Source organism: Patescibacteria group bacterium, assembly GCA_016784145.1.
In the GTDB taxonomy this organism is placed as follows: Bacteria; Patescibacteriota; Patescibacteriia; order UBA2591; family UBA6264; genus BS150m-G65.
On sequence record JADHVF010000001.1, the window covers coordinates 135,201 to 159,012 of the forward strand.

General features: G+C 31.1%; 18 protein-coding genes. 2 read left to right on the forward strand and 16 right to left on the reverse strand.

The features are described from left to right. Window positions 1-19: 19 nt before the first annotated feature. The 10 genes from ISS06_00695 to ISS06_00740 form a co-directional block, all read right to left on the reverse strand. Entirely contained in the window at window positions 20-3,136 is a 3,117-nt protein-coding gene (locus tag ISS06_00695) for a fibronectin type III domain-containing protein (protein ID MBL7053707.1), read from the reverse strand. 7 nt (window positions 3,137-3,143) lie between these two features. Further along, window positions 3,144-8,183 carry an Ig-like domain-containing protein gene (locus ISS06_00700; GenBank protein MBL7053708.1) on the reverse strand — a complete coding sequence of 1,680 codons (5,040 nt, stop codon included), beginning with the start codon at window positions 8,181-8,183 and terminating at the stop codon, window positions 3,144-3,146. Between the two features lie 7 nt (window positions 8,184-8,190). Beyond that, window positions 8,191-8,649, reverse strand: a complete 459-nt coding sequence (locus ISS06_00705; GenBank protein MBL7053709.1) for a GatB/YqeY domain-containing protein — start codon at window positions 8,647-8,649, stop codon at window positions 8,191-8,193. Window positions 8,650-8,653: 4 nt separating this feature from the next. After that, window positions 8,654-8,872 (reverse strand): hypothetical protein, encoded by a 219-nt coding sequence (locus ISS06_00710; protein MBL7053710.1) that lies wholly within the window; start codon window positions 8,870-8,872, stop codon window positions 8,654-8,656. 40 nt (window positions 8,873-8,912) lie between these two features. Beyond that, window positions 8,913-9,770, reverse strand: a complete 858-nt coding sequence (locus tag ISS06_00715; protein MBL7053711.1) for a ParB/RepB/Spo0J family partition protein — start codon at window positions 9,768-9,770, stop codon at window positions 8,913-8,915. Window positions 9,771-9,773: 3 nt separating this feature from the next. Beyond that, complete coding sequence (locus ISS06_00720) at window positions 9,774-10,553, reverse strand: AAA family ATPase (GenBank protein MBL7053712.1); 780 nt, start codon at window positions 10,551-10,553, stop codon at window positions 9,774-9,776. Between the two features lie 9 nt (window positions 10,554-10,562). Continuing rightward, a complete protein-coding gene (locus ISS06_00725; protein MBL7053713.1) occupies window positions 10,563-10,937 on the reverse strand; it encodes a hypothetical protein in 375 nt (124 codons plus the stop codon). Window positions 10,938-10,982: 45 nt separating this feature from the next. After that, window positions 10,983-11,522: an isoprenylcysteine carboxylmethyltransferase family protein gene (locus ISS06_00730; GenBank protein MBL7053714.1), complete on the reverse strand. Its 540-nt coding sequence runs from the start codon at window positions 11,520-11,522 to the stop codon at window positions 10,983-10,985. An 88-nt stretch (window positions 11,523-11,610) separates the two neighbouring features. Further along, a complete protein-coding gene (locus ISS06_00735; GenBank protein MBL7053715.1) occupies window positions 11,611-11,988 on the reverse strand; it encodes a response regulator in 378 nt (125 codons plus the stop codon). Between the two features lie 24 nt (window positions 11,989-12,012). Beyond that, window positions 12,013-14,493 carry a PAS domain-containing protein gene (locus ISS06_00740; protein ID MBL7053716.1) on the reverse strand — a complete coding sequence of 827 codons (2,481 nt, stop codon included), beginning with the start codon at window positions 14,491-14,493 and terminating at the stop codon, window positions 12,013-12,015. A gap of 104 nt (window positions 14,494-14,597) precedes the next feature. Between ISS06_00740 and ISS06_00745 the strand changes: the two genes are divergently transcribed. Both ISS06_00745 and ISS06_00750 read left to right on the forward strand, forming a co-directional pair. Further along, on the forward strand, window positions 14,598-15,305 hold the full coding sequence (locus ISS06_00745) for a hypothetical protein (protein MBL7053717.1): 708 nt from the start codon (window positions 14,598-14,600) through the stop codon (window positions 15,303-15,305). A 257-nt stretch (window positions 15,306-15,562) separates the two neighbouring features. Next, window positions 15,563-16,294 (forward strand): CDP-alcohol phosphatidyltransferase family protein, encoded by a 732-nt coding sequence (locus ISS06_00750; protein MBL7053718.1) that lies wholly within the window; start codon window positions 15,563-15,565, stop codon window positions 16,292-16,294. A gap of 58 nt (window positions 16,295-16,352) precedes the next feature. Here the strand turns inward: ISS06_00750 and ISS06_00755 are convergent, their stop codons facing one another. From ISS06_00755 to ISS06_00780, 6 genes are all read right to left on the reverse strand, one after another. Further along, on the reverse strand, window positions 16,353-17,279 hold the full coding sequence (locus tag ISS06_00755) for an NAD-dependent epimerase/dehydratase family protein (GenBank protein MBL7053719.1): 927 nt from the start codon (window positions 17,277-17,279) through the stop codon (window positions 16,353-16,355). Further along, window positions 17,272-18,531 carry an ABC transporter permease gene (locus ISS06_00760; protein MBL7053720.1) on the reverse strand — a complete coding sequence of 420 codons (1,260 nt, stop codon included), beginning with the start codon at window positions 18,529-18,531 and terminating at the stop codon, window positions 17,272-17,274. Before ISS06_00760 ends, ISS06_00755 begins: the two co-directional genes overlap by 8 nt. Further along, window positions 18,524-19,756: an ABC transporter permease gene (locus ISS06_00765; GenBank protein ID MBL7053721.1), complete on the reverse strand. Its 1,233-nt coding sequence runs from the start codon at window positions 19,754-19,756 to the stop codon at window positions 18,524-18,526. The genes ISS06_00760 and ISS06_00765 overlap by 8 nt, the downstream gene beginning before the upstream one ends. A 10-nt stretch (window positions 19,757-19,766) precedes the next feature. Continuing rightward, window positions 19,767-20,483: an ABC transporter ATP-binding protein gene (locus ISS06_00770; protein MBL7053722.1), complete on the reverse strand. Its 717-nt coding sequence runs from the start codon at window positions 20,481-20,483 to the stop codon at window positions 19,767-19,769. Between the two features lie 16 nt (window positions 20,484-20,499). Beyond that, a complete protein-coding gene (locus ISS06_00775) occupies window positions 20,500-22,239 on the reverse strand; it encodes an HlyD family efflux transporter periplasmic adaptor subunit (GenBank protein ID MBL7053723.1) in 1,740 nt (579 codons plus the stop codon). A 191-nt stretch (window positions 22,240-22,430) separates the two neighbouring features. Next, on the reverse strand, window positions 22,431-23,564 hold the full coding sequence (locus ISS06_00780; protein MBL7053724.1) for a PD-(D/E)XK nuclease family protein: 1,134 nt from the start codon (window positions 23,562-23,564) through the stop codon (window positions 22,431-22,433). Window positions 23,565-23,812: the final 248 nt, after the last annotated feature.

A 23,812-nucleotide genomic window follows, 5' to 3' on the forward strand; every position in this document is an offset into this window, starting at 1 on the left:
TTTTTTATTTTTTTATAAATTAATTACACGAAGAACAACCTTCTTGATAGAAGAAACAATAATAATTAACCATAACTTCATTGGAATATTCCGATGTATTATTAATATTATATGCTTTTATTCTATAATGATAAATATCGCCAGTATTTCCCATAACATTTTCGTCATTATATAAATATTCATTAGCTGGAATACTGTCTGTTAGAATTAGCCATGATTCACTGTTGAATTTTCTTTCTAAAATAAAACCCGTTTGTCCATTATCACCATAATCTGGCCATAACAAGCGAATCTCTTCATCATCTATTTGACAAAAATTTAATGCAGGAGCAGGCAACAATGTAGTCACTTCTGACTGATTAGAATAGCCAGAACTACCACCACTATTATAGGCCTTGACCTTGTAATTATAAGTCATATTTATTCCAAGCCCAGTATCATTATTGTATGAATTTTCATTTACTCCGAGAGCTACGATTTCTACCCAGCTTGTCCATGTTCCATCAATTAAATCAGCTCTTTCAATTATAAACCCTGTTTCGTTTGTAGAATTATCACTCCATGATAAATTTACTTGAGACGAAGATACTGCTAAAGCCGATAAACCGCTTGGAGCAAGTGGGGCCAATGGATGGGTTGTTTCAAAAGCAATGTTTGAATAAGTTGAATCCCCACCATTATTATAGGCCTTTATTTGATAATGATAAAGAGTATTTGGAGCTAAACTTCCATCAATATATGATGTTACATCATAAGCAACCGTGTTAATCTCTTGCCAAATAACTCCATCAGAGCTTCTTTCTATTTTAATTCCTGTTTCAGTATCAGCATTGTCTGTCCATGATAATTCTATTTGTGATGAAGATATTACGGTTGCTGATAAATCGCTTGGAGTTGATGGAATATCAATAACACAACTATCATCGCCTACTTGGTGATAGCCATTAATACAATTATCTACCAAACAAGTTATTCCACTCCAATTGGGCCAAGCAGGAGGATGAATACTAAAATTGCAATCCCTATGCTGTGTTCCGTCTCCGCAATCAACTTGAGTTCCATATAAATCACAATACAAGTCACAAACTTGTGTTTCTGAATTATTGGCAGGTACATCCGGGTTTGTAAAAGCATCTGTACAATGAGCTACTTCACACTGATTGTTATAAATTCTATAATAGCCATCAGTTGGATTATAAAGACATTCATTTAAAACACATGACCAATTTTGCCAAAAAGGAGGATGGCTATCAATGCATTCTCTTGATTCATCAGCATCTTGAGCATGTTCTTTTAGGGCTGTGCAATCTCTTGTGTCAAAATCCCCTATAGTTCCCCATGTATTTTCATCATCAGAACAATGATCTAATTCACAAATATTATATGATTGATAAATCCTATAGCCATAATCACATGCTGTAACATAACAAGTCCCCCATGCTCCCCAGTCAGGATTAGGGCAAGAATCAAGACAAGTTCTTTCTTGTTCGCCATTTCCATTGGCCATGCCACAATCTCTTGTTTGTGATTGATCAATATCTGTATTTGGAGACACACAATGGTCTAGTCCACAATAAATACAATCGTTATTGGCTAGTAAACATGTCTGCCCAGGAGTACATCCCCTGTAATCATTATTGCAAGTAGTAGCATAACAACTTCCCCATGCTCCCCAGTCAGGCGTTGGTTGAGTTGGGTAATAATCTTCGCAATACCTCTGTTGTTCGCCCTGTCCATTAGCGATTGAACATGTTTGAGCATTAGAATCATTAATTTCTCCAGCTGGTGATTGACACTGGTCTAACTGACATGTGTTTTGCCAACCCCGATAATTCTCATTACAAGACCAACTACATTCTCCATCAATACATTGAGATGTTCCATTGTCAGGCACATAACAAATATTTCCACAAACATCACAATTGTCAGCAGAGCCACCAATATGAGTTTCGCAACCATTTGAAGTATCTTCTTGAAGGTCTCCATTACAATCAGCCCAATCTATCTCACAAGCCCACCCAAAACAAAGAGTAGTTTGATTACAAAAAGCATTTTCTTTAGAATTTTGATTTTGATCACAAACTTCTCCACATTCCATGATATTATTGCCACAAACAGGAGCTTCTGGCGGACTATATGAAAAATTGGAAATACCTATTTCGTCTAATTGAGAAATTATTATATTATCTTCATTACCAGAAATATCTTCTCCTTGCCAAGTAACATATCCATCAGTTGGCTTATATTCAAAATTAGCAGCCCCGGTATAATAATCCCCTAAGCAAGCCGAATCTTCTGGAGCATAATATTGATAAACATAAGAGCCATTAGGATGTTCAAAATAAAAAGTATTTGAATTATAACAAGTATTATTACATTGATAATCAGACGAATCAGTGTCTGATGGACAGCCAGCACAAAATCCATTAAATTCATTAATAGGGTCAATCGGTAGTGTTTGCCCCAATAAAGACCCAAAGACATTTTGCCATGAAATCCATTTACTATTTGTTTGCCCCTGGATATAGGTGCCTGATGTTAATTCTGGATAATTTCCTGATGAATTTTTATAATTTTTTAAATTAGGAATAATTGCTTGCTTAAAGTCATAAATTCTATTTAAATCCCTTTTAATCTGATTCTTGTGATTTTCGTCTTCAATATTAACATTAAATCTCCAGTTGCTTAACATTTGATTAAAAATATTTATGGTGTCTGAGCTAGCATTATCATTGCGAGAAATAAGATAAATTCTAGTGTTAATAACTGGACTTGTTTCTTCATCCATAACATCAGCTACTCCAACATAAATTGTTCTGCCGTCATTAAGCCCGTTATAGCCATCAATAACTACATTGGTTGGGCTTCCAGGAGAATAAGCATATTCATTATACCAGTCCAAAACCTTAAAACGTTTAGGATTTTTATATACTCTCAAACCAATCACATCGTCATTCCCTGTTATTGGGAAAATGATTTCCTTGACCATGTTTTCGGTTGGCATTAAAAATACAGGAGTATCTATCTCAGGTAAAAGATCCTGTGCAGACGTGAATTTATAATTAATAAAAATCAAAAATAATACAGCCACCATACTGATAAATAATAAAATTTTTATTATTGTTTTTTTAAACATAAATTATTTAATCCCTACAATATAATAATTCAAAATTGGTTTCTTCATTTTCACCAACAGCATTACCATAATTGGTTCCTCCTGTCCAATCCTGATAAAACCAAGGATTTTCACATAAAAAAACCTTGGTTTGAATCTTTTTTAAATATTGATCCCCAACTGTCTGATTAAGAGCATCAATAATGATTTCAATGCCTCCTATTATTTCAGAGTTCCCATTATTATTTTGAACCACCCCTGTTTCATTATCAGTAGTTGACGAATCATTAATATTGATTATCTCTTGGTCAGAAGATGACCATAACCATTGCCATTCATATAGGTTTGTCACTTGTATAATTTGATTATTGTCATCATCTTTTACTGTTGCCATAAAATCAATATCATCTCCTGCATTAAAAAAGATAAAATCATTCTCTGAAATTTCTTGAGTATTTTCAATAATTTCAGGAATTACGTCTATATCTATTAAGTTTGCCGAACAAATATCTTCTTTGGTTGAAAATTCAAACAAATAATCATTTCCCATGACAATATCATAAAAACTATATATTCCATTTTCTCCTCCACTGATTTCTATCTTATAATCATTATTGGCTATTAATAATCCTACATTTATATAAACTTCTGTTTTATTATTAGCATTATGAAATTTAGATATAACAATTGGCAATTCACACCACCAAACACCTTGCGCTTCTTCATAACAATTTAATTCTGTCTGAGATGCCTCATATTTGCCATAAAAATTTATTGTGGTTGATGAAATAGTGGCTAAGTTTGCCTTTTGATTAAATACAATAATAGGAAAAATATTTCTACAAACACCAGATTCATTATTACTTGGATTGATTGACTCTATATTAATTTGTGTAGCAACCTCTAAATGAATTTGTGCTTCCGTATCTTGCCCATCAAGAGTTGTGGTTGAAACAATATCAATTTCACCCAAAGAAACAGATTCTGCTTGAGCTTGAGATGGTTCTGTTTGTGGTGTTATTGTAGCAATGCCAATATCTGATGATGCCCATGCCCATGTCATACCACTTGTTAAAATCTGACAATTTGGACCAATGGCAGAAGAAAAATAATCTCTTGTATTAGGGTGGATAATTTTTCCTGGCAATTCATCTGCTGGAACATTTTCAATAAGCATAACCTGTTCAACCGGACAAAGTTCTTCTTGATTATTTGTTTTAAATTTCCAAACATAATCATCATTAGGAGTGTTATCTTCAAATCCATTTTCGTTACCATCTAATTGATTGCCTGTTTCTCCTACAACACCGCTAGGACCACTTTTAATAATTGCCTGATACCAATAATTAGCATCTAAAAGATTATCTGGTTCAAATTTAACCCCAGTATAATTTGATAATTGCATTTCTATTATTGAGCCACTAATTACAACGCAATCCTCTTGATCAAAATCTTCATTAGCAGAATTACATTTTTTAATAATAATATTATTATTATTTAACCCAGTAGTTACAATTTGATTAAATTCAACTAAAATGCCTGCGTTTTTACAAGCATAATCTGAGTCAGGCCATGGGTTTGGAGTTCTGTATGAAGAAGAACAATCATTCCTTTGGGCTACCATTAATAACTCTTCTCCTTCTGGAATTTCAGTCATAAAATGTAAAGAATTGCTATTTATCCATTCTTCATCCCATATTTCTTCCCAATCACCAAAACAGGTCTCCCCAAACTGAAAACCATTACAAACTAAACGAAAATTTGTTTTAATTTTTTTCCTTACAAACACTCCTCCTGTAACTGCTTGAGCTGGTACAGCAATATCATCTATTAAAGTATCAGATACCCATGATAAAACTCCAGCCAATTTATTATTTTTAAAAATTAGTTCTCTACCCGTAATTTCAGGTTCTAAGGTAAATCTCACTCCCTTTATTTCAATAGGAGAATACCCTACTAGCCCATAATAAGGATCTATTGAACACAAAGCTGGGCCTAATGGGCTTTTATTAACTTCCCATGATTTTTCATTACTATTAATTCCAGCTGATGTTTCAATGAAAACATCAACATCATAATTATTTGATTCTTCTGAAAGAGCAGGCAATTCGTTTGGCACCACAACAATAATTTGTTCATTAGTCCAGTTAGATGGACAAAAATCTGGCAAAGAATCAGCTAAATAATTAATTCCATTATATTTAAAATAAACATTTCCAAAAGATGAACCAAAGTTTTCGCCTTTAATAGTTATCCAAGTTGTCAAGGGCCCATTATCAGGAGTAATTTTAATAATTTTAGGTGGTTTATAAAATGGAACCGGATTAGACGCCTTTAAGGGAAATCCTGTTTCAATTGGTGAGCGAACCCTAACAATAACATCTGCTTCTTGTTCTTGATTGTTTGGCACATTAAAACCAATTGATATATTTTCCCAATTATTCTCGTCAATTCCATCAATAGTTGTGCCCGCAAAAGTAACATTACTATCCCCAATATCATTACCAAAACTAATTCCATTAATATCAATATTATCTCCAACATTACCATTATTTGGGTTTAATTTACAAATTGCCGGATGAAATTCAGCAGTAACGAAGAAATCTTCTTTATTGCTTTCTCCCCAATAAGGATCAATTACAGCTACCTGATAACTTTCATCCATTGTTAGCTCTGCTGGAACAACTGCTACAATTTTTGTATCTGACCAATTATTACAACCTATTTCAGCTGTATAAATGTTTTCTTGTGAATCCTTAAACCCAATATATTTTTGTCCTTTATTATTACTAAAATGTTCCCCCGTAATAGTAATATAAGTTGGGATGGTAATATCATTTGTTCCTCTATTTGGACTAATTTCCGTGATAACTGGCAATTGATGGTCTAAAGAAGTGAAAGGCAAAGGATTGCTTTGACCAATGTTATTAATTAAAACAACATCACCTGTGACTGTTCCAAGAGGAACCAGTGCTGAAGATACTTTAATATCTGTCCATGAATCATAAGAAGCAATTTTATTAGAATAAAACCTTACTTGAGATAATTCAGATTCCTCATCAAATCTTATTCCTCTTAAATCAACATTATTTATGTTTGGATAACCATAAGCAGGTGTTATTTTAAATAAGCATGGTCCTTGTGCCTGAAACAAACTATCAACATAAAATTGAGAAGAATTACTTTCCAAGGACTGCCCACTATCTTCATAAACAATTGATGTTTTAACATCAAGTATATCCCCCTCCAAGTAGTCTGCCCCTTCATTGTCAGACGGAACCATTGTAGTAATGTATCGCCCGTCATAACCTTGAACAGGCATTGTGATAATAGTACTTGTGGCTGCCCCGGCAACAAAATTAACATCAAAAGGTTCGGCTGGCTGATAAGTTGTCCCGGCCAAACATGAACCATGAATTGTCAAACACTCCCCTTCTGATCCTTGATCCGGGGTTAACCGCGAAATAAATGGAGAACAAACACATGTTTCTAAAGTAGCTGAAGTAAAATCCCATGAATGTGTGAGTAAATCTCCTTGCTGATTCATCACTAAATCAGTCATTATAGATACATTATATGGTGTATTATTTTGCAAATTATTGTCTAATTCAAGTATAAAAACCTTGAATTTGTTCATATTTTGAACATCATCAACCCTAAATGTTCCACCCGCAAATTGAACAGAGTATGGTTCGCCAACTTGAGATGGGTTTATGCTTATGTTTATATTGTCCCCTCCCCCTGTTAAAGTAATTTCAACCCGTTTGTTATACATAGATGTATTGAAAACAGCCATAATGTCAGCATCTGGACAGGTATTGTCTCCAGTAGGATGCCATGATTTTATGCCAGGAGATGAATCATTTGTTTGAAATTCCCACTCTTTTGCTTCAGTCATTTCATTGCCACAAAGGTCCATAATATGTTCAACGTGAATTCTATACCAAGTAAATGATTCCAATAAATTACTATCAATTAATTCTAAATTAAAACCATTACCAGCCATCTCTACCTCCCAAACATCAGCCATAAATGTTTCTTCTATTGCTCCTCCTTCTTCACTCAATTTGTCTACCCAAATATTATTTGCTATTAAATTATTGTTTTCGTCCATTACTGTCGTCACATCAATCGGCTCTGAAAATCTTACTTGAATAACTGGGTTCATGGAGACATTTGTGTCTGGATAATCAAGGTCATTAATATCAGAAATTGGATAAGTTGAAGTAACTTCCGGATTAATGATGTCTGTTGTTTCTCCGGTTGTAAAATCCCAAATAAAATTACTGCCTGTTTCTTGACAATTACCCGAGGCAATACATTCTTGTAATGTCCGGCCCTGCGAATCTAATATTTGTTTTGGTAAATAAGCAGAATAATTAGTATTAGCATCAAAAAGTGTAGCCACATGTTTAAAAATAATAGCATTATTACGTGTTTGCCATGTTCCAGTAAAAATTTCTCCAACATTATTAGTTATTTTTATGCTTTCATCAAGAACTAAATCATCTATTTTCCCGCTATTAACCCTAGAATTAAAAAGGGGCTGAACAGCTGAACAAAGATATACATCTTGATGATAGCTTGCCTCATCCCCACCATGAGTTGTCTCAATTTTGGTTATTTTAAAAACATCACCATATGAACCAGAACCACCTGGGTCTCCTCCTGATCCTGTCCACCCCTCCCCTGTAATTCCAGCAAATCTAGTCATTATAAAAGCCACTATTGCATACGAAGAAAGAATAATTATCATTCCAATTATGCCTTCTTGCATAATTCTTCTAGCTTTTTTTATTTTTTCAGGGTCACCAGCTGAAGTTAACCAAATAACCCCTCCTGTTATTATTATAATTACACCGATTAATCCGAGTAAACCAAGCACGATTTTTATAATATTGCCAACAACTTGAGGTAAATCAGCTTGTCCATACCCGGCTGTGTTGCCAAAATCTGACAAGCCTTGGTTAAGATTCATTTCATTTTGAGCTAAAACATTAGCAAGAGGTGAAAAAAATAAAAAAGCAAAAAATAATAATAAAAATATAATTTTAAAAATATTCTTCATCTTAAAATTAAATATTAGATAATTGCTTTTGAACTATTTGTTTAATTTTGTCGCCTGAAGCTCTGCCTTTTATTTCTTTTATCGCCATGCCCATTACCTTGCCAAAATCTTTCATTCCCTGAGCATTTATGTTTTTTATAATTTCTGAAACTATTTTAATAATAATTGCTTTATCAAGTTCAACTGGTAAATATTTTGATAAAATTTTTAATTCATTGGCTTCTTTCTCAAGCAAATCCTTTCTGCCTCCTTTTTTATAAAACTCAATTGCTTCTGTCCGTTTCTTGGCTTGTTTTTGAATTATATTAACTGCAATCTCATCTGTCATTAATTGCTCAAGAGGACGTAATTCAACTTCTTTATTTAATAAAGCAGTTTTTATATCTCTTAAAACAACTGCCAAATCACGGTCTTTTGATTTTATAGATTTTATTAAATCTACTTCAATTTGTTTTAATAATTCCATAAAATTATTTTATTCTACCTGTTTTTTTTAAATAAAATAATTGCTCTGACGTTTTCTTTTTCTTGAGTGCGTTTTCTTTCCTGGCCCTTTTATTTAAGGGTTTGGTTAGAAATTTTGTTTTTTTCTTTTGGTTAAGAATACCACTACGTTTTACTCTGTCAGAAAATTTTTTTAGAAAAAAATTCATTGGTTCATTTTGTTTTCTTTTGCTTTCAATTGCCATAATAATTTCATTTTAACAAACATAAATTAAAAAGTAAATATTATTTATGTTTTTGTATTTTATTTATTATTCTATTTAAATCATCATTATTATATGCTTCAATAATAATTTTAACTTTTTTCACGGTTGGCTGTAATTTAACTTTTGTTTCAAGAAATAATGATAATTCTTCTTCTTTGGCTAATAAATTTCTATCAGGAGTTATTTTTTTTCTAAATTTATTGCCAGCTGCTATTTGAGCTGTTTCCCTAACAGTCAATCCTGCTCCAAGTATTCTTTTTAACATTAATTTTCTACTTTGTTCATTTTTAATTGCTAGTAAGGCCTTAGCATGTCCCTCTGTTATCCTTTCGTCTCTAACTGCTTGTTGAATTATGTCTGGCAAAGTTAATAATCGTAATGTATTAGCAATGTTTGCTCTTGACTTCCCTATCCTCTCTGATATTTGCTCTTGAGTTAGATTAAATTCATCAATTAATCTTTGATAAGCAACTGCATTTTCCATTGGATTTAAGTCTTTTCTTTGAATATTTTCTATTAAAGAAATTTCTAATTTTTCATTATTTTTAATTGAGCGAACCAATGACGGCACTTCATCCATTTCTAAAAATTTAGCAGACCGCCAACGTCTTTCTCCTGCAATTATTTCATATTTATCAGGCGATGAAGAAATTTTAGTAAGAATTATTGGCTGAATAATCCCATTTTTTTTAATTGAATTAATTAATTCTTCCATTTCAGAATGAGCAAAATTTTTTCTTGGTTGATTTGGGTTTGGATTAATTTGATTTATTGGTATTAACAAAACATTTTCTTTTGTTTTTCCCAAAACTTCTTGTGAGTGTTTTCTAATTGATTTTGAAGGGATTAAAGCCCCTATTCCTCTTCCTAAAGACATAATTTAAAAATTTTTATGTTCAAATAAAATTTCTTTGGCTAATCTTTTATAGGCATTAGCACCTTTTGATTTTGGAGCATGCTCTAAAATTGTTTTACTATGACTAGGAGCTTCTGCTAAAGAAGTATTTCTTGGTATTACTGTTCTAAATATTTTATAAGGAAAATTCTTATAAAGTTCTTGCCAAACATCATATGAAAGTTTATTTCTTTTATCATACATTGTTAAAACAGCTCCCATGATTGATAAATCTGGTTTCAATTCTTGTTTTATTAAGTTAATTGATTGAATGAGCTGTGTGAGCCCCTCTAAAGCATAGTATTCTGTTTGAACAGGGATAAGTATTTCATCTGCTGCCACCATTGCATTCAATGTAATTAATCCAAAAGAAGGAGGTGTGTCAATAAAAACAAAATCAAATTCATTTTCAGTATTATTAAAAAATGATTTTACAACTTGAGATAAAATTGATTCTCTATTATCTGCATTTACTAACTCAATGTCAGCTCCCACTAAATTAGGAGTTGCCGGGGAAAGCCAAAAGTTAGGTAAAACCTCGTTCATTGATGCCCCTAAAGATATCTCTTTACTTAATACTTCATAAATTCCCTTGTCATTATTTTCCTGTCCTAATCCAGAACTTGCGTTTGATTGAGGGTCTAAATCAATTAATAAAACTTTTTTGCCAAAATAAGCCAGAAAAGCTGGCAAATTTACAGCTATATTTGTTTTGCCAGTTCCTCCTTTTCTATTACAAATTGCTATTACAATTGGTTTTTGCATCTTAAAAGATTATAACATTAATAATAAAAAAATGCCACCCATTAAATCTGCCATAATGTCCCAAAAAGTATCAACCCTTCCTTGTTGTAGTGCCATTAAATTATAAGAAATCCCAATACTGTGATCAATTATATATTCTGATATTTCCCATATTATTCCAATTAAAAAAACAAGCATAATTGATTTTATCTTTACATGTTTCTGTTTTTTTTCTTGTAAAGTCCATATAGATAATAGCCCAATACTTGCTCCGGCTAAAAAATGAAGAACTTTATCATATAAGAAAATCGTATAATAATACTCCCTCCACCCCAACCAATGCAAAAGCATAAAAAATGGTATACAAATTAAAAAATATATTTTTATTTTTTTAGAATAATTCATAAACAAGGAAAGAGGCCATAAGTTTTATCAAATAGCCTCTTTTTTTTAAAACGGGAGTTTAGTTTTTTGCTTATATTCTTCATATTCCTTAAACCATGATGTTAAAAAATATTCCTCTTGCCTCATGCAATTAATTATAAATGCAGTCCCAAGAGTTAGAACAATTATTAAGAAATAACTTGCCAAAGTCATCTCAAAGCCAATCCCCATTAATAAGCTACCAATATAAATTGGATGTCTTACATATTTATACGGACCAGTATCAACTAATATCTTTGGCTTGGCTATACAACGAGCTGTTCTCCAATTATTTTTAAGTTCTTTTCTCCCCCAAACAGATATAAATACTCCTGCTAAGAAAATTAAAAAACCAATTGATTGATATGGTTCTATTAAAGACCATGCCCAAACATCAACAAATAACTGAAAAACAATTACGCTTATAGTGATTATTTCTGCCAGGATAATAGAAATAAAATAAAATTTTATTCTCCACCCTTTATCATTAAAATCACCATTTAGCCCTACAACTGAAAATCTACTCAAAAAATAAACTATAATCCCTGTAATTAACAATATCTTCATATCGCCCTCCATTGTTTGATTTTGTGATGAACTATAAAGGATTATATCAAATTTTAGCTATTTTGTCAATCCAATGTCATTTAATGATTTAAAGATGTTTTTCAATTTTATCTAATATTTCAGTTAAATGAATATCTGCCTTAATCAAATAATCAACCGCCCCCAAAGCTTTACCCTTGGCAACTTCTTTTTCTTGCCCCATGTTAGACAGAATAATAACTGGCGTATTTTGTAAAGCTGGGTTGTATTCCATTTTTTTCAAAACTTCAAACCCATCTAATTTGGGCATTATAATATCAAGCAATATCAAGTTTGGCTTTTCTTTGATAGCCAAATTTATTGCTTGTTCTCCGTTTTCAGCCGTAATCACAATATAGCCGGCACTGGATACCATGCCTTTTAAAATATTGCGCATATCTGGCTCGTCTTCTGCAATTAAAATTTTAATTTTTTTTGTTGCTGACATAATTTATTAATTTTATTTTGTTATTTATTTATTATAAGGTAATTTAAAATAAAAAGTAGCCCCTTGATTCTCTTTTGATTTAAAGCCCATCTCTCCACCAAAAGCTTCTATTAGCCCTTTGGCTAAATAAAGCCCTAGCCCTGTACCAGGTTTTTGAGATACATTTTCAGCTCTAAAAAATCGATTAAATATCTTATCTTTTTCTTTAGCAGGAATACCAACTCCATTATCTTTTACTGAATAAATAATTTGTTGTTTCACATCATCTGTATGAATCTCTATTGTAATTTCCCCTCCCTCTGGAGAATATTTAACCGCATTATCAAGTAAAATAATAATAATTTGCCGCATTTTCTCTAAATCAACTTCAACTTTTGGCAAAGATTTTAAATTTTTATTAAAGATTACTTTTGCTTTTTTCTTGGCCAAATATGGCTTATATTCTTCTATTATTTTATCAGTCAATTCTTTTAATTGTATTTGTTTTAAGTCAAAAACCAATCTACTTGATTCCATTCTAGAGACATCAAGTAAATCATTAATTAACTCAATCATTCTAGTAGCCCCTCTATGAACTCTTTGTATTTGTTCTACTTCTTGCTTGTCTGCATTGTCTTTTTTTTGATGTAACATCATTTCTACCCCCCATTTAATAATTGTGGCAGGGGTTCTTAATTGATGAGAAGCCAAAGAAACAAACTCTGACTTTATTCTTTCTATTTCTCTTTCTTGAGTAATGTCCCTAAAAACAATCACCGCTCCAATAATATTTTTATTTTCGTCTTTAATAGGAGCAGATGAACAAGCTATTGGAATTTTGTTTTTATTTTTATGAACAAGCACAGTATGATTTCGCATACTTGTTGTTCTACCGCTATCTATTGCTTTAATAATAAATTTTTTATTAACAGAATTATCATTTTCTTTTAAAAATTCAAAAACTTTATCATATTTTTTGCCTAAACAATTATTGGCTTCAAAACCTGATATTTTAACTGCTGAAGGATTTATTAAAATTAATTTTTGGCCATTATCAATAACAAAAACGCCGTCACCAATGCTATTTAGCATTGCTTGAATCCTGTTTTTCTCTCTTTCAATCTGATTTTTCGCTTGAGCTAGCTGTTTTGTTCTTTGTCTCACTTTGGCTTCCAAAGTAGCATAATATTGTTTTAATTTAACAGCCATTTCATTAAACTTTTCACCCAAAACTTGAATTTCATCTTTTGTTTTGATTTTGATTTGATATGAAAGATTCCCTCTGCTCATTTCATCAACTCCTTTAACTAGCTCTTCCATTGGTTTTGTAATTAATTTTGACCCAAAAAATATTATTATTAAAAGAAAAAAACAAGCCAAAAAAAGAATTGCTATTATAAAATTTTTCACTAACACAGCACTCTGAATAACTTCATTAACTGGCACAACAAAACCAAGTACCCATCCTGTATTTTCAATTGGATGTGATGCAATGTATTTTTTTACTTTATTGAATTCAACTATTTTTGGCTCATGAACATGTTTTTGTTCTATCATTTCTGATATAACATTTTTAAATTGTTGATTTGAAAGATTAGCTAATAAATTATATTTTCTAATTTCGGAAATTTTTAAATTTTCTTTTTTATATTCTAAATCCGCTCCTGCTCTAACTGGAAAACTAATTGCCATGGCCTGAGAATCAATTAAAAAAGCATAACCTGTTTCCCATAACTTAATATCAATTATTCTGTTTGTAATATTTGACAATTTCATATCCATGCCTGTTACGGCAATCATTTTATCGTCTTTATAAACAGGGGCTAATACAGAAGTAACTAATCCATGACCACTAACATCAAGATATGGTGGACTCCATTTTGCTTGTTTGCCTGGATTTAATTTTTTATCAAGATTGTCCCAAAAAATAGGGTCTATTCCATCTTTATTTAAATCAGCTGGCAAAACATCAATAGCAACTCCGCCTTGTTTCTCAGGCACAGCATCATAATTTGGATAAAGACGATACCAAGAATAATTGTCTCCTATAATATATAAACTATCTATATTTTTATTCTCTTGCTTTATAGAAGGAAAAATAAAATCCAAATTAGAAGATAGTGTTAAATTCTTTTTTATCTCATCATTAAAGTCAACCCAATTAAAAACAATTACTGAACTCTGTTCATTTGCGCTATTACCATATTGTCCGTCTTTCCCTTGAAAAAGATTATCAGTTGACCATTGGTCAGGACGATAAAACATGGCTTGATTATTATAAACATTAGTTGCAAAATCAGCTAAATTTTTAGTACTTGATTTTACTTTTGACAAAACAGCGTCAATTCTCTTTGCCTCTATGTGATAAGAATCAAATCGTTCAAAGGCTTCTTTTTCTAATGCCTTGGTTGTATAGGAAACAGATACAAATCCTATTATTGAAATTGGCAAAATAGATAATAATAAAAAAATGAGAATAATTTTTTTATTAAATCCAAATTTTATTTTTTTGTTAAAATCGTCCATATTGTTTTAATTATAAACAAAAAACCATATATTGACAAATGGTTATTTTTTTGATATATTTAATTTAGTACATTAAAAATAAAACAAAACCCAAGGAGGTTATAATGAATTATTCTCAAAATCCAACTAGATTGAGAAGTTTACTTACCATCTATCAAATAAAAATTAATTTATTAAAAGAAGGTATATATAAATTAATATACTTAATTGATAGCACGGAAAAGGAAATCAATGAAACATTTATTGAGCAAGCTACTAGCGCTGGTTCTAATAATGCTGAACTAATTGAAGAATTTTGGGAGTTTGCATCAGACAACATAGATGAAATGACAGAAATTTCCAAGCTCTACGTTGGAGCAATGATAATAGAAGGATCAGCTTTAATAGAAAGAATGATAATACAAGTCTCATTCATTGTCCAAGATATTGAACAATGTCCAGATGCGCCAGACAAAGAAAATCAATCAAATTATTTCACTGATTCAATCAAAGCAATGGAATATATTGATAACCTTACTCAAATATCTCTTAAGAAGTCTCATTCATGGGAAAAAATAAAACTATTAAGAGATTTGCGACAAAAATTGGCTCATGGTTTTTTCTCTTTTAGGTTAAAACCAAATGAATTTAAAAATTATAATGCCAAGTTCAAAACAAGCAAGCATCCTCTTCTAATTAAAATTAATGAAAAAAATAATCTGTATGAATGTTCTTTATATGGAGATATTGAAATTTTAATGAGAATAGGTTGGAATTTTCTTGACTTTATTAATGAAGTTGAAACAGCGTTAAGGATAAAATATTCCTTTTAAAGTAACCTTGAGTAAATAAATAAAAAGGAGCGATAAAAAATCGCTCCTTTTTTCTTTCTCTTTTATCAACTTAAGCACCCCTCTTCAATGGTTGGCAAGAGGCCATACCTTCCTTGAAAGCCGATCCTCTAAAGTACAAATTCTCTGCTTTTTTTAAAAGCAGAGGCATAAAATAATATAATCCAAATATTGACAATCGCCCCTTTTTCTGCTACCCTTAAAATATTGTTCATTAAAATAAAAAAAGGAGGGAACAAATGGAAAAACTAATAAAAATTCTTTCTCAATTTTTGGTAAAAATCCATAATTATAAAGAAAAGTGGATTCAATCAAAAATAAAAGAATATATTGATGATTTTGAGAAAAGAGCTAAAAAGAAAAAACAGTATTGGTTTGAGAAAATAGCAGATATAATTATTCTCCCTTTAATAAGAAAAAAAATAGTGAATGGGCCTAATCTTATATCTATCTTTAGAATAATATTAGCAATACCTATTTTTATTTTTGTTATTGATGAACATTATATTATATCTTTAATATTTTTTATCTCAGCCATGCTACTTGATGTAATTGATGGACCATTAGCAAGAGTATTAAACCAAGAAAGCGAACTAGGAGCAAAACTTGATCCTTTAGGAGACAAGTTAGTATTTGCGGCTGTTTTTCTTCCGCTTGGATTTAATTGGTTAGCACCATGGATTTTTTGGACTGTTTTAATCCTTGAACTAAACATGGTGTTTATCTTTTTTATGTTAACACCATTAGCTCGTAGATTAAACTTTGGTTGGAGACAAAAATCTACTTTGCCTGGTAAAACCAAATTATTTCTACAAGTAATTGGTTGTAGTTTTCTTATTTTGAGTTGCGTGTTGCATGTTTCAAAAAATATGAATGTTGTTGCAAGTATATTTCTTGTCGCTAGCATTCCGTTTTCAGTAATTGCAATCATCTCTCATCTCATTTCAATCAAAAAAAACACCCTTAAATAAAAATTTAGGGGTGTATTTTTTTATCCCTATTATCAAGTAAAGAAAAACAAATTAAAAATTAATAAAATATTTTTTTATACCACTTAACTGTCAATTTAGCGCCTTTTTTAATATTATATTTTGGATTATATCCCAACAACTTTTTTGCTTTTGAAATATCAGCCATATATTGCAAAACCTCCCCTGCTCTATTATTCTTAAGCAAAACATGACTGTTGCTTTTCATTTCTCTGATTATTAATTTTGCTACATCAAGCAATCTATGAGATTGACCAGAACTTAAATTAAATGTATTATTTTTAATTTTTGAAAATTTTTTAATAGCCAAGTAAATACCAGAAATACAATCATCAATATACGTAAAATCTAGCATCTTCTCTTCCCCATAAATAAATATATTTTTATTCTGATTGGCTTTTGAAATGAAAAGAGGAAATAAACGGTCTGATTTATCATATTTTCCATAAACATTTGAAAACCGAAATATAATATAATCAATGTCATAAGAATTGCCATAAGACGCTATTAAGGCCTCGCCAGCCATTTTACTAGCTGCATAAGGACTAGCACAGCTATCAATATTTTCATTGTCATTTTCTTTATAAACCATGGCTCCATTATTACCATAAACCTCCCTGCTGCTTGAAAAAATAATTTTACATATCTTATTTTTTCTAACAACCTCTAATATATTATATATCATTTCCATGTTCTCAAATGCAAGCCGAGGATTAACAACTAAATCATAAACTCTAGCATTAGCTGCCAAATGAATTATTAAATCAATATTTTTAGGAATTTTTTCAATATCTTTATTTTTAAGCAAATCCCCTCTTATTGTTAATTTATTCAACTTTTTCTCCCAGACATTTTCTTTTTTATCAATTCCAATTACATTATATCCCTTGTCTAATAAAAACATAAACAAAGCCGTCCCAATTGTTCCGCTTGAACCAGTTATTAAAATTTTTAATTTTTTATTCATGTTTTAAGGCTTTAATTGGATTAAGTTTAGCTGCTTTTTTAGCAGGATAAATACCGAAAACAAGACCAATGATTACTGCAATCAAAAAAGCAATGCTAACTGCTAACCAAGAAATTGTTAAAGGCCAGGTCAGGCCCTGTTGTTGAGCACCAAATCCTATTAAAAATGAAAATAATATTCCTGTTAAAGTCCCAATCAGCCCACCTACACCAGTAATAATAAGTCCTTCAATTAAAAATTGACCCAAGATATCTCTACTTGAAGCCCCTAGTGATTTTCTTAACCCTATTTCTTTTGTCCTTTCAGTAACATTTACCAACATTATATTCATTATTCCAACTCCACCGACCAACAAAGAAATAGCTGCTAAAAACCCTAACAATAAATTCAAGACATAACTAATTTCATTTATTTGATTTAAGATTTCTTCCATGGTTGTAATTTGAAAATCATCTTTACTAGGGTCAATAATATTATGATTTTGACGCAACATTCTAGATATTTCTTTTATTGCTCGCGCAGAATATGTTTCATCTTTAATTGTCAGAGCTATTTCAGTTAAATAATTAATTCCTAAAATTTGTTTAAGGGCTGTCTCTAATGGAATGTAAAGAAAATCATTCATATCTATGCCCCCCATAGCAATCCCCCCCATTGGCTTTAATACTCCAATTATCTCATAATTTTGTCCTTTTATTTTTATTTTCTTTTCTAAAGGATTATTTTTTTTAAAAAAATGATTAGCCAAATTATTTCCCAAAACAACCACCCTGGCCAATGACTTTTCTTCTGAATCAGTGTAAAATCTTCCCTTGTCTATTTTAGCTGTTTTTATAACCAAAGGAAAATCAGCGCTAGCCCCATAAAAAATTGTTCTTTTCTCGTTATTTTTATAAGCCACCCAATCCTGTCCAAATGCTTGTCCATAAACAGCTTCTATGTATGGAAATCTTTGTTTGTTTTTAAGCGCTTTAATATCATCTGTTTTTAAAGTTGTTATCTTTATCCCCTTGGCAACTGAAACAATTGTACCCATTTGATTGTCTCCGGGGACCTTAATAGCTATATCAAGAATATTTGGACCAAATGCTTCTATTTCGTTCGTCACAAACCCTTTTAATCCCTGTCCCACTGAAAGAATAATAACAACCGAGGCCACTCCTATTACAATTCCTAAAATTGAAAAAAAACTACGCAGTTTGTTTAATTTCAAGGCAATAATTGATTGTTTTAAAATAGAAATTTTATTCATACCTTAGTGCATCTATAGCATTTAATTTAGAAGCTTTGTTAGCTGGCCAAAGTCCAAAGATTAAACCAATGCTCACAGCCATTATGGTCGCATAAAAAATAGCAATTGGTTCAATAATAAACTGCCAATCATATCCAAAATAATTTACAATAATGCTCGCCAATAAAGCAATCAAAATTCCTAAAACAATTCCAATTATTCCACCAATTAATGTAATGACAGCACTTTCAATTAAAAATTGAATAATAATATCCTTTTTACTTGCTCCCAAGGCCTTCCTCAACCCAATTTCCTGAGTTCTTTCATTTACATTCACAAACATAATATTCATAATACCAATTCCGCCAACAATTAAAGAAATAGCTGCCACAGCAGCTAAAAATAATTGAAGTGCCTGAGTAACTGTTCCTAAAATATCCATTGCTTGAACAGTTGTTTTAATAGTAAAATCGTCTTTACTCGGGTCTTTTATATTATGTCGATAACGAATTAATCTAGCTATTCTTGCTTGAACCAGAGAAACATTATCTGATTTATCAACCTTAGCCCTTATAAAAGCCAAATGATTTACCCCTAGAAGTAATTTTTGGGCTGTTTTCAAAGGTACAAAAATTAACTGATCTTGATTCTCAAACATAACCACCCCCCTGGGCTCCATAACTCCTATGATGCTAAAACTTTTCTGGTTAATTTTAATTTTTTGCCCAATCGGATTTTGTTTTCCAAACAAATCTTTTTTAACACCACTGCCTAAAACAACTACTCGAGACAAGGCATCCACATCCTGCTTTCCAATAAAACGTCCGTAATCAAGCGAGGTGTCTTCTACCTTAATATAATCTTCTGTCACCCCTACATAATCAAACTCTTTGGTTTGATTTAAAAAACTAACAGTAGACATGCCCTTGATATAAGAACAAACACTCAATAAATGTGGGATTTTTTTTAAAGCCAAAGCATCCTCGTGCTTTAAGGTAGTAACTTCAATTCCAAATACAGCTGCTGGTGGCCCCTTGGCATCAGCTGCTCCTGGCAAAATACCAATCAAATTGCTTCCCATTGCTTCTACTTGAGATAAGATTAGTGCCTGGGCACTAGAACCAACTGCTATAATTGCTATAACTGCTCCTACTCCGATAATAATACCTAGCATTGTTAAAAAAGAACGGCTTTTTTGTAAAAACAGGCTTTGAATAGAATATTTAAAAATATTAAATATATACATCTTTAAAAAATTATTTTTTCAATCCATCTTTAGCCATGTGCTGAGTAAATTGCTTATCATCAGATATAATTTGACCATCTTTTAAGGTAAGTATTCTACTGGCACATTGAGCAACATATTTTTCATGTGTAACCATTAAAATAGTATGCCCCTGCTTATTCAAATTTTGTAGCACCTCCATTACTTCTTGGCCTGACCTACTATCTAAATTCCCAGTTGGCTCATCAGCTAAAATTAAAATTGGATCATTAATCAATGCCCGCACAATAGCAGCTCTCTGTCTCTCTCCCCCTGAAAGTTGATTTGGTAAATAATTTGCTCTATGTGATAAGCTTAGTTTATGTAAAAGTTTAATTGCTTTTTTTCTAATTTTCTTTCTATCTATCCCAGGAGTATAAATTGTTGGTAATAAAATATTATCTAGAACAGATGTTTTGGCCAATAAATTATATGTTTGAAAAACAAACCCTACTTTTTTATTCCTAATTTTAGCTAATTTTATCTCATCAAATTTTTTAATATTTTTATTTTGAAATAAATATTCACCAGAAGTTAAAGTATCTAAAAAACCAATTATATGCATTAAAGTTGATTTTCCCGAACCCGAAGCACCCATTATGGCTACAAACTCGCCCGCATCAATATTAAAAGAAACCCCACGCAAAGCCGGGGTAACTAATTTTCCGTTAATATAATTTTTAACAATATTCTTTGCTTGAATGAGCATATTTTGTTTTAAGAAATTATTTTTCAAAGACAATTTTATCTTTGTACTCTAATCCACTTACAATTTCAATATTATTTTCTCCTTCTAGTCCTGTTTCTATTATTTTTTTCTTCAAGATGTTGTTTTCTAAAACTTCAACATATTTTTCTCCATTATCTTCTAAAATAACAAAATAAGGCAAAAATAAAGCATCTTGCTTGTCTTCTGTTTTAATGTCTAAATTGACAGTCATGCCTGACTTAATTCTTAGGTCTTTTACATCAAAGACAGAAGTTACTTTGTAATAAATCACGCCGGAAATAACTGTTTCAGCTGGATCAATTTTGATTACTTTGCCTGAAAACTTTTCTTCTAACCCCAGCGAGTCCAATGTCATGGTTGTTTCGTCTTGTAACTCAATTATAGCAATTTCTGTTTCTGAAACATTAGCCTCTATTTCAAATTCCCCTTCAGAAACAAGAGATACAATTACAGCATTGGTTAAAGCTATTTCCCCTAGAGTTGCCTCTTGTCTAACAATAATACCATTAATAGGAGATTTTAGTGACATTTTATCTATTTGTACTAATATATTTTCTGCCCTGGCCTGAGCTTGCTGTATTTGCCAATTTTGATTATTAATATTTGCTTGAGCTTGAGCAATTTTAGCTTCTTGATTTTCAATTTGTTCCTTAGTTGCTCCTGATTTTTTAAGCGTTAATTGATCTTGAACAGTAGCCAATGTGTTTTCAGCCGTATTAACAGCTGATTCTGATGTTGAAATATTATTTTGATTTGTTATTTTTTGAGTAACTATTAATTGCTCTTGAGAATTAATACTTGAAATAACAGTATTTATATTTGTTCTAGCAGTATTAAGATTTGTCTTGTAGGTATTTATAGTGGTTGACGAAATCCCCAAAGCTGAATTAATAGCATCATTTAAAATATTCAAAAAGTCTCGAACTAAAATAAGATTATTTTCTAATTCAGACAAGATTGTATCTAATTGTGTGTTGGAATATTCATCTGAAAAATTATTAACTTGGTCTACTATTTGATTAACCGTATTCCCAACATTTTCTCTACCATTTTCTGCATTTATTTTAATTTGTGAATTGGTAATTAAAAAAGACAATTCAGGATTGTCTGACAAATCATTTATAAAAAAATCATCCACCTGCTTATTAATGGCATCATCTGCTTTAGCATAAGCATTATTAAGAATGTCCTGGATTTCATCATAAAGACTGGACATATCTGAGTCAGCCTTTTGTTTAACATTAGCAAGGTCTATTCTGACATTGCCAAGATTCTTGACTGCATTGGAAACAGCCGTGGTTGCTAATTGTATTTCTTCTTCTCTTGCTCCTTGCTTTAATTCTGCCAATTTAGCTTGTTCGCTGTTAAGAGCGGCCTTATATTGATTTAATTGGGCTTGAGCACTATTAACGCCTGCTGTTGCCTCTGATAATTGAGAAACCAAGTCAGAATCATCTAGTTTTATCAAAACATCTCCTTTGATTGCCTTATCACCAATATTAATATTTATCTTTGAAATTTTGCCTGTTTTTTCAAAGCCAAGGTCAACTTTTTCCCTGGGCACGACTTTTCCAACAACATTTACTTGCTGTAATATATCTCCCTTGCCAACAGCAATAAAATCATATTTACTAATATCAATTTGGCTGGTATTTTTATTATAAATAAAAATACCAAATAAAATAATAAGCAAAACAAAGCTTAAAATTATTATTTTTTTAATTTTTTTTGTCATATTATTATTTTAATTTTTTTCTATATTTTTTTAACTTAGGCAATTTAACCCCTATGCTAGGAGATTTACCCTTTCTAGCTTTTTTTCTTTTTTTAGAACATCCCATATAAATTATTATTCATTAACCACTTATTATTAATTAGAGCATATCACATCTTTTATAATAAATCAAGAAAAAGACCTTGTCGTTTTTACGACAAGGTCTTTGTTTTTTTAAATTTAAGCGACATTTGCTTAGATTCTTTGAGTTTATTCAACGGAGAAATTAGGACATTACTAACAACCTCTTTATCAATAGGATTGCCTAATTTTGCATACCGCCTATTAACTTGTTGGTGTTTGGCCAAAAAAACACTGCATTGTTTTTCAAAAGGACAGATTTTTCCACATTCATTAAATTTTGGATAAGCTGGAAAATCTCCTTGTTCTAAACATTTTTGCAAGTTTTCTTTGGCATTAAGAACCAGTCTTTCAATGTTTGACATTTTGTTTGGGTTTCCCATCTCTACTTCAATCAACTCAGTCAAGTTTAATGGATCTTGTTTATCTGCTTTTATGGCTGACAATGGATAAATATACATACCTGCTAAAGGAGCTGGTGTTTTAACTATGTTGGCTTGACTATAATGAAGAGAATAAAGCCATTCATAAATTAAAAACTGCCAATCTTTGCTCATATATGAAGCCGTATACCCATATCCTGAACCACTTTTGTAATCAACAATATATGCCTTAACTATTTCTTTTTCCTTAACAAGCTCAATCCGGTCGATTTTTCCTATTATTTTGTATCTTTTTTTAGGTCCAAAATAATAATCTCTTAAATCAATTTCAATCAATGGTCTTATATACTTGTCTGGCTCCCTGAAATAATGAATATTTTTATTCCAGAAATACTTGCATATATTAACCCCTTGCCCAGTCAAATTATCAAACTCTTTAGCATAATTAAAATCGATTTTTTTCCAGTTCCATTGCCTTCTAGCTCCAGCAAAATCTTCTCCTTTTGAAAATGCATTCCATATTCCAATAAAAAGATCTGACATGCTTTTTGGTGACTCAAATCCATTTACCATTTGTGGAGAAAAAAATCTCCATAAAACTTCATGAACAATCGTTCCAAAAACAAGAATTGGTTTTGGATTAATGTTCATCTTGGGATTTTTTTGTACTTTAACGATTCTATTAAAATAAAACCTTAAAGGACAATTAATAAACTCCCTTAACTTACTTGTGCTCCAATCATAATAAAGCCGATGCAATGCTTTGCTTGAAAATGTTATTTTCTTGCCAGTTGCCTGTATCTTAAAACTATGCGTATTCATTTGTTCCTCCTTTTTATTTTAAAGAACTTTATTCAAGCATATCAAAAAAAAGCCCTGCTGTCAATCTAATTCTATTAAAAAGTATCTTTGTTAAACTCGTCTTTGCCTGTAAACAAAAAGGCCAAGCTAAATCGGTTACAGAGGCCGTACCTCCTCTGGAGGTCTGGCCTCTAAAGTACAAATCCTGTGCTTTTGAAAAAAGCACAGGCATGTAAAATAATTCTATTAAAAAGTATCTTTGTTAAACT

What these genes read in the sequence shown, in the direction of transcription:
- ISS06_00695 (MBL7053707.1), bottom strand. Translation starts at nt 3,136, where the DNA reads ATGTTTAAAAAAACAATAATAAAAATTTTATTATTTATCAGTATGGTG.
- ISS06_00700 (MBL7053708.1), bottom strand. Translation starts at nt 8,183, where the DNA reads ATGAAGAATATTTTTAAAATTATATTTTTATTATTATTTTTTGCTTTT.
- ISS06_00705 (MBL7053709.1), bottom strand. Translation starts at nt 8,649, where the DNA reads ATGGAATTATTAAAACAAATTGAAGTAGATTTAATAAAATCTATAAAA.
- ISS06_00710 (MBL7053710.1), bottom strand. Translation starts at nt 8,872, where the DNA reads ATGGCAATTGAAAGCAAAAGAAAACAAAATGAACCAATGAATTTTTTT.
- ISS06_00715 (MBL7053711.1), bottom strand. Translation starts at nt 9,770, where the DNA reads ATGTCTTTAGGAAGAGGAATAGGGGCTTTAATCCCTTCAAAATCAATT.
- ISS06_00720 (MBL7053712.1), bottom strand. Translation starts at nt 10,553, where the DNA reads ATGCAAAAACCAATTGTAATAGCAATTTGTAATAGAAAAGGAGGAACT.
- ISS06_00725 (MBL7053713.1), bottom strand. Translation starts at nt 10,937, where the DNA reads ATGAATTATTCTAAAAAAATAAAAATATATTTTTTAATTTGTATACCA.
- ISS06_00730 (MBL7053714.1), bottom strand. Translation starts at nt 11,522, where the DNA reads ATGAAGATATTGTTAATTACAGGGATTATAGTTTATTTTTTGAGTAGA.
- ISS06_00735 (MBL7053715.1), bottom strand. Translation starts at nt 11,988, where the DNA reads ATGTCAGCAACAAAAAAAATTAAAATTTTAATTGCAGAAGACGAGCCA.
- ISS06_00740 (MBL7053716.1), bottom strand. Translation starts at nt 14,493, where the DNA reads ATGGACGATTTTAACAAAAAAATAAAATTTGGATTTAATAAAAAAATT.
- ISS06_00745 (MBL7053717.1), top strand. Translation starts at nt 14,598, where the DNA reads ATGAATTATTCTCAAAATCCAACTAGATTGAGAAGTTTACTTACCATC.
- ISS06_00750 (MBL7053718.1), top strand. Translation starts at nt 15,563, where the DNA reads ATGGAAAAACTAATAAAAATTCTTTCTCAATTTTTGGTAAAAATCCAT.
- ISS06_00755 (MBL7053719.1), bottom strand. Translation starts at nt 17,279, where the DNA reads ATGAATAAAAAATTAAAAATTTTAATAACTGGTTCAAGCGGAACAATT.
- ISS06_00760 (MBL7053720.1), bottom strand. Translation starts at nt 18,531, where the DNA reads ATGAATAAAATTTCTATTTTAAAACAATCAATTATTGCCTTGAAATTA.
- ISS06_00765 (MBL7053721.1), bottom strand. Translation starts at nt 19,756, where the DNA reads ATGTATATATTTAATATTTTTAAATATTCTATTCAAAGCCTGTTTTTA.
- ISS06_00770 (MBL7053722.1), bottom strand. Translation starts at nt 20,483, where the DNA reads ATGCTCATTCAAGCAAAGAATATTGTTAAAAATTATATTAACGGAAAA.
- ISS06_00775 (MBL7053723.1), bottom strand. Translation starts at nt 22,239, where the DNA reads ATGACAAAAAAAATTAAAAAAATAATAATTTTAAGCTTTGTTTTGCTT.
- ISS06_00780 (MBL7053724.1), bottom strand. Translation starts at nt 23,564, where the DNA reads ATGAATACGCATAGTTTTAAGATACAGGCAACTGGCAAGAAAATAACA.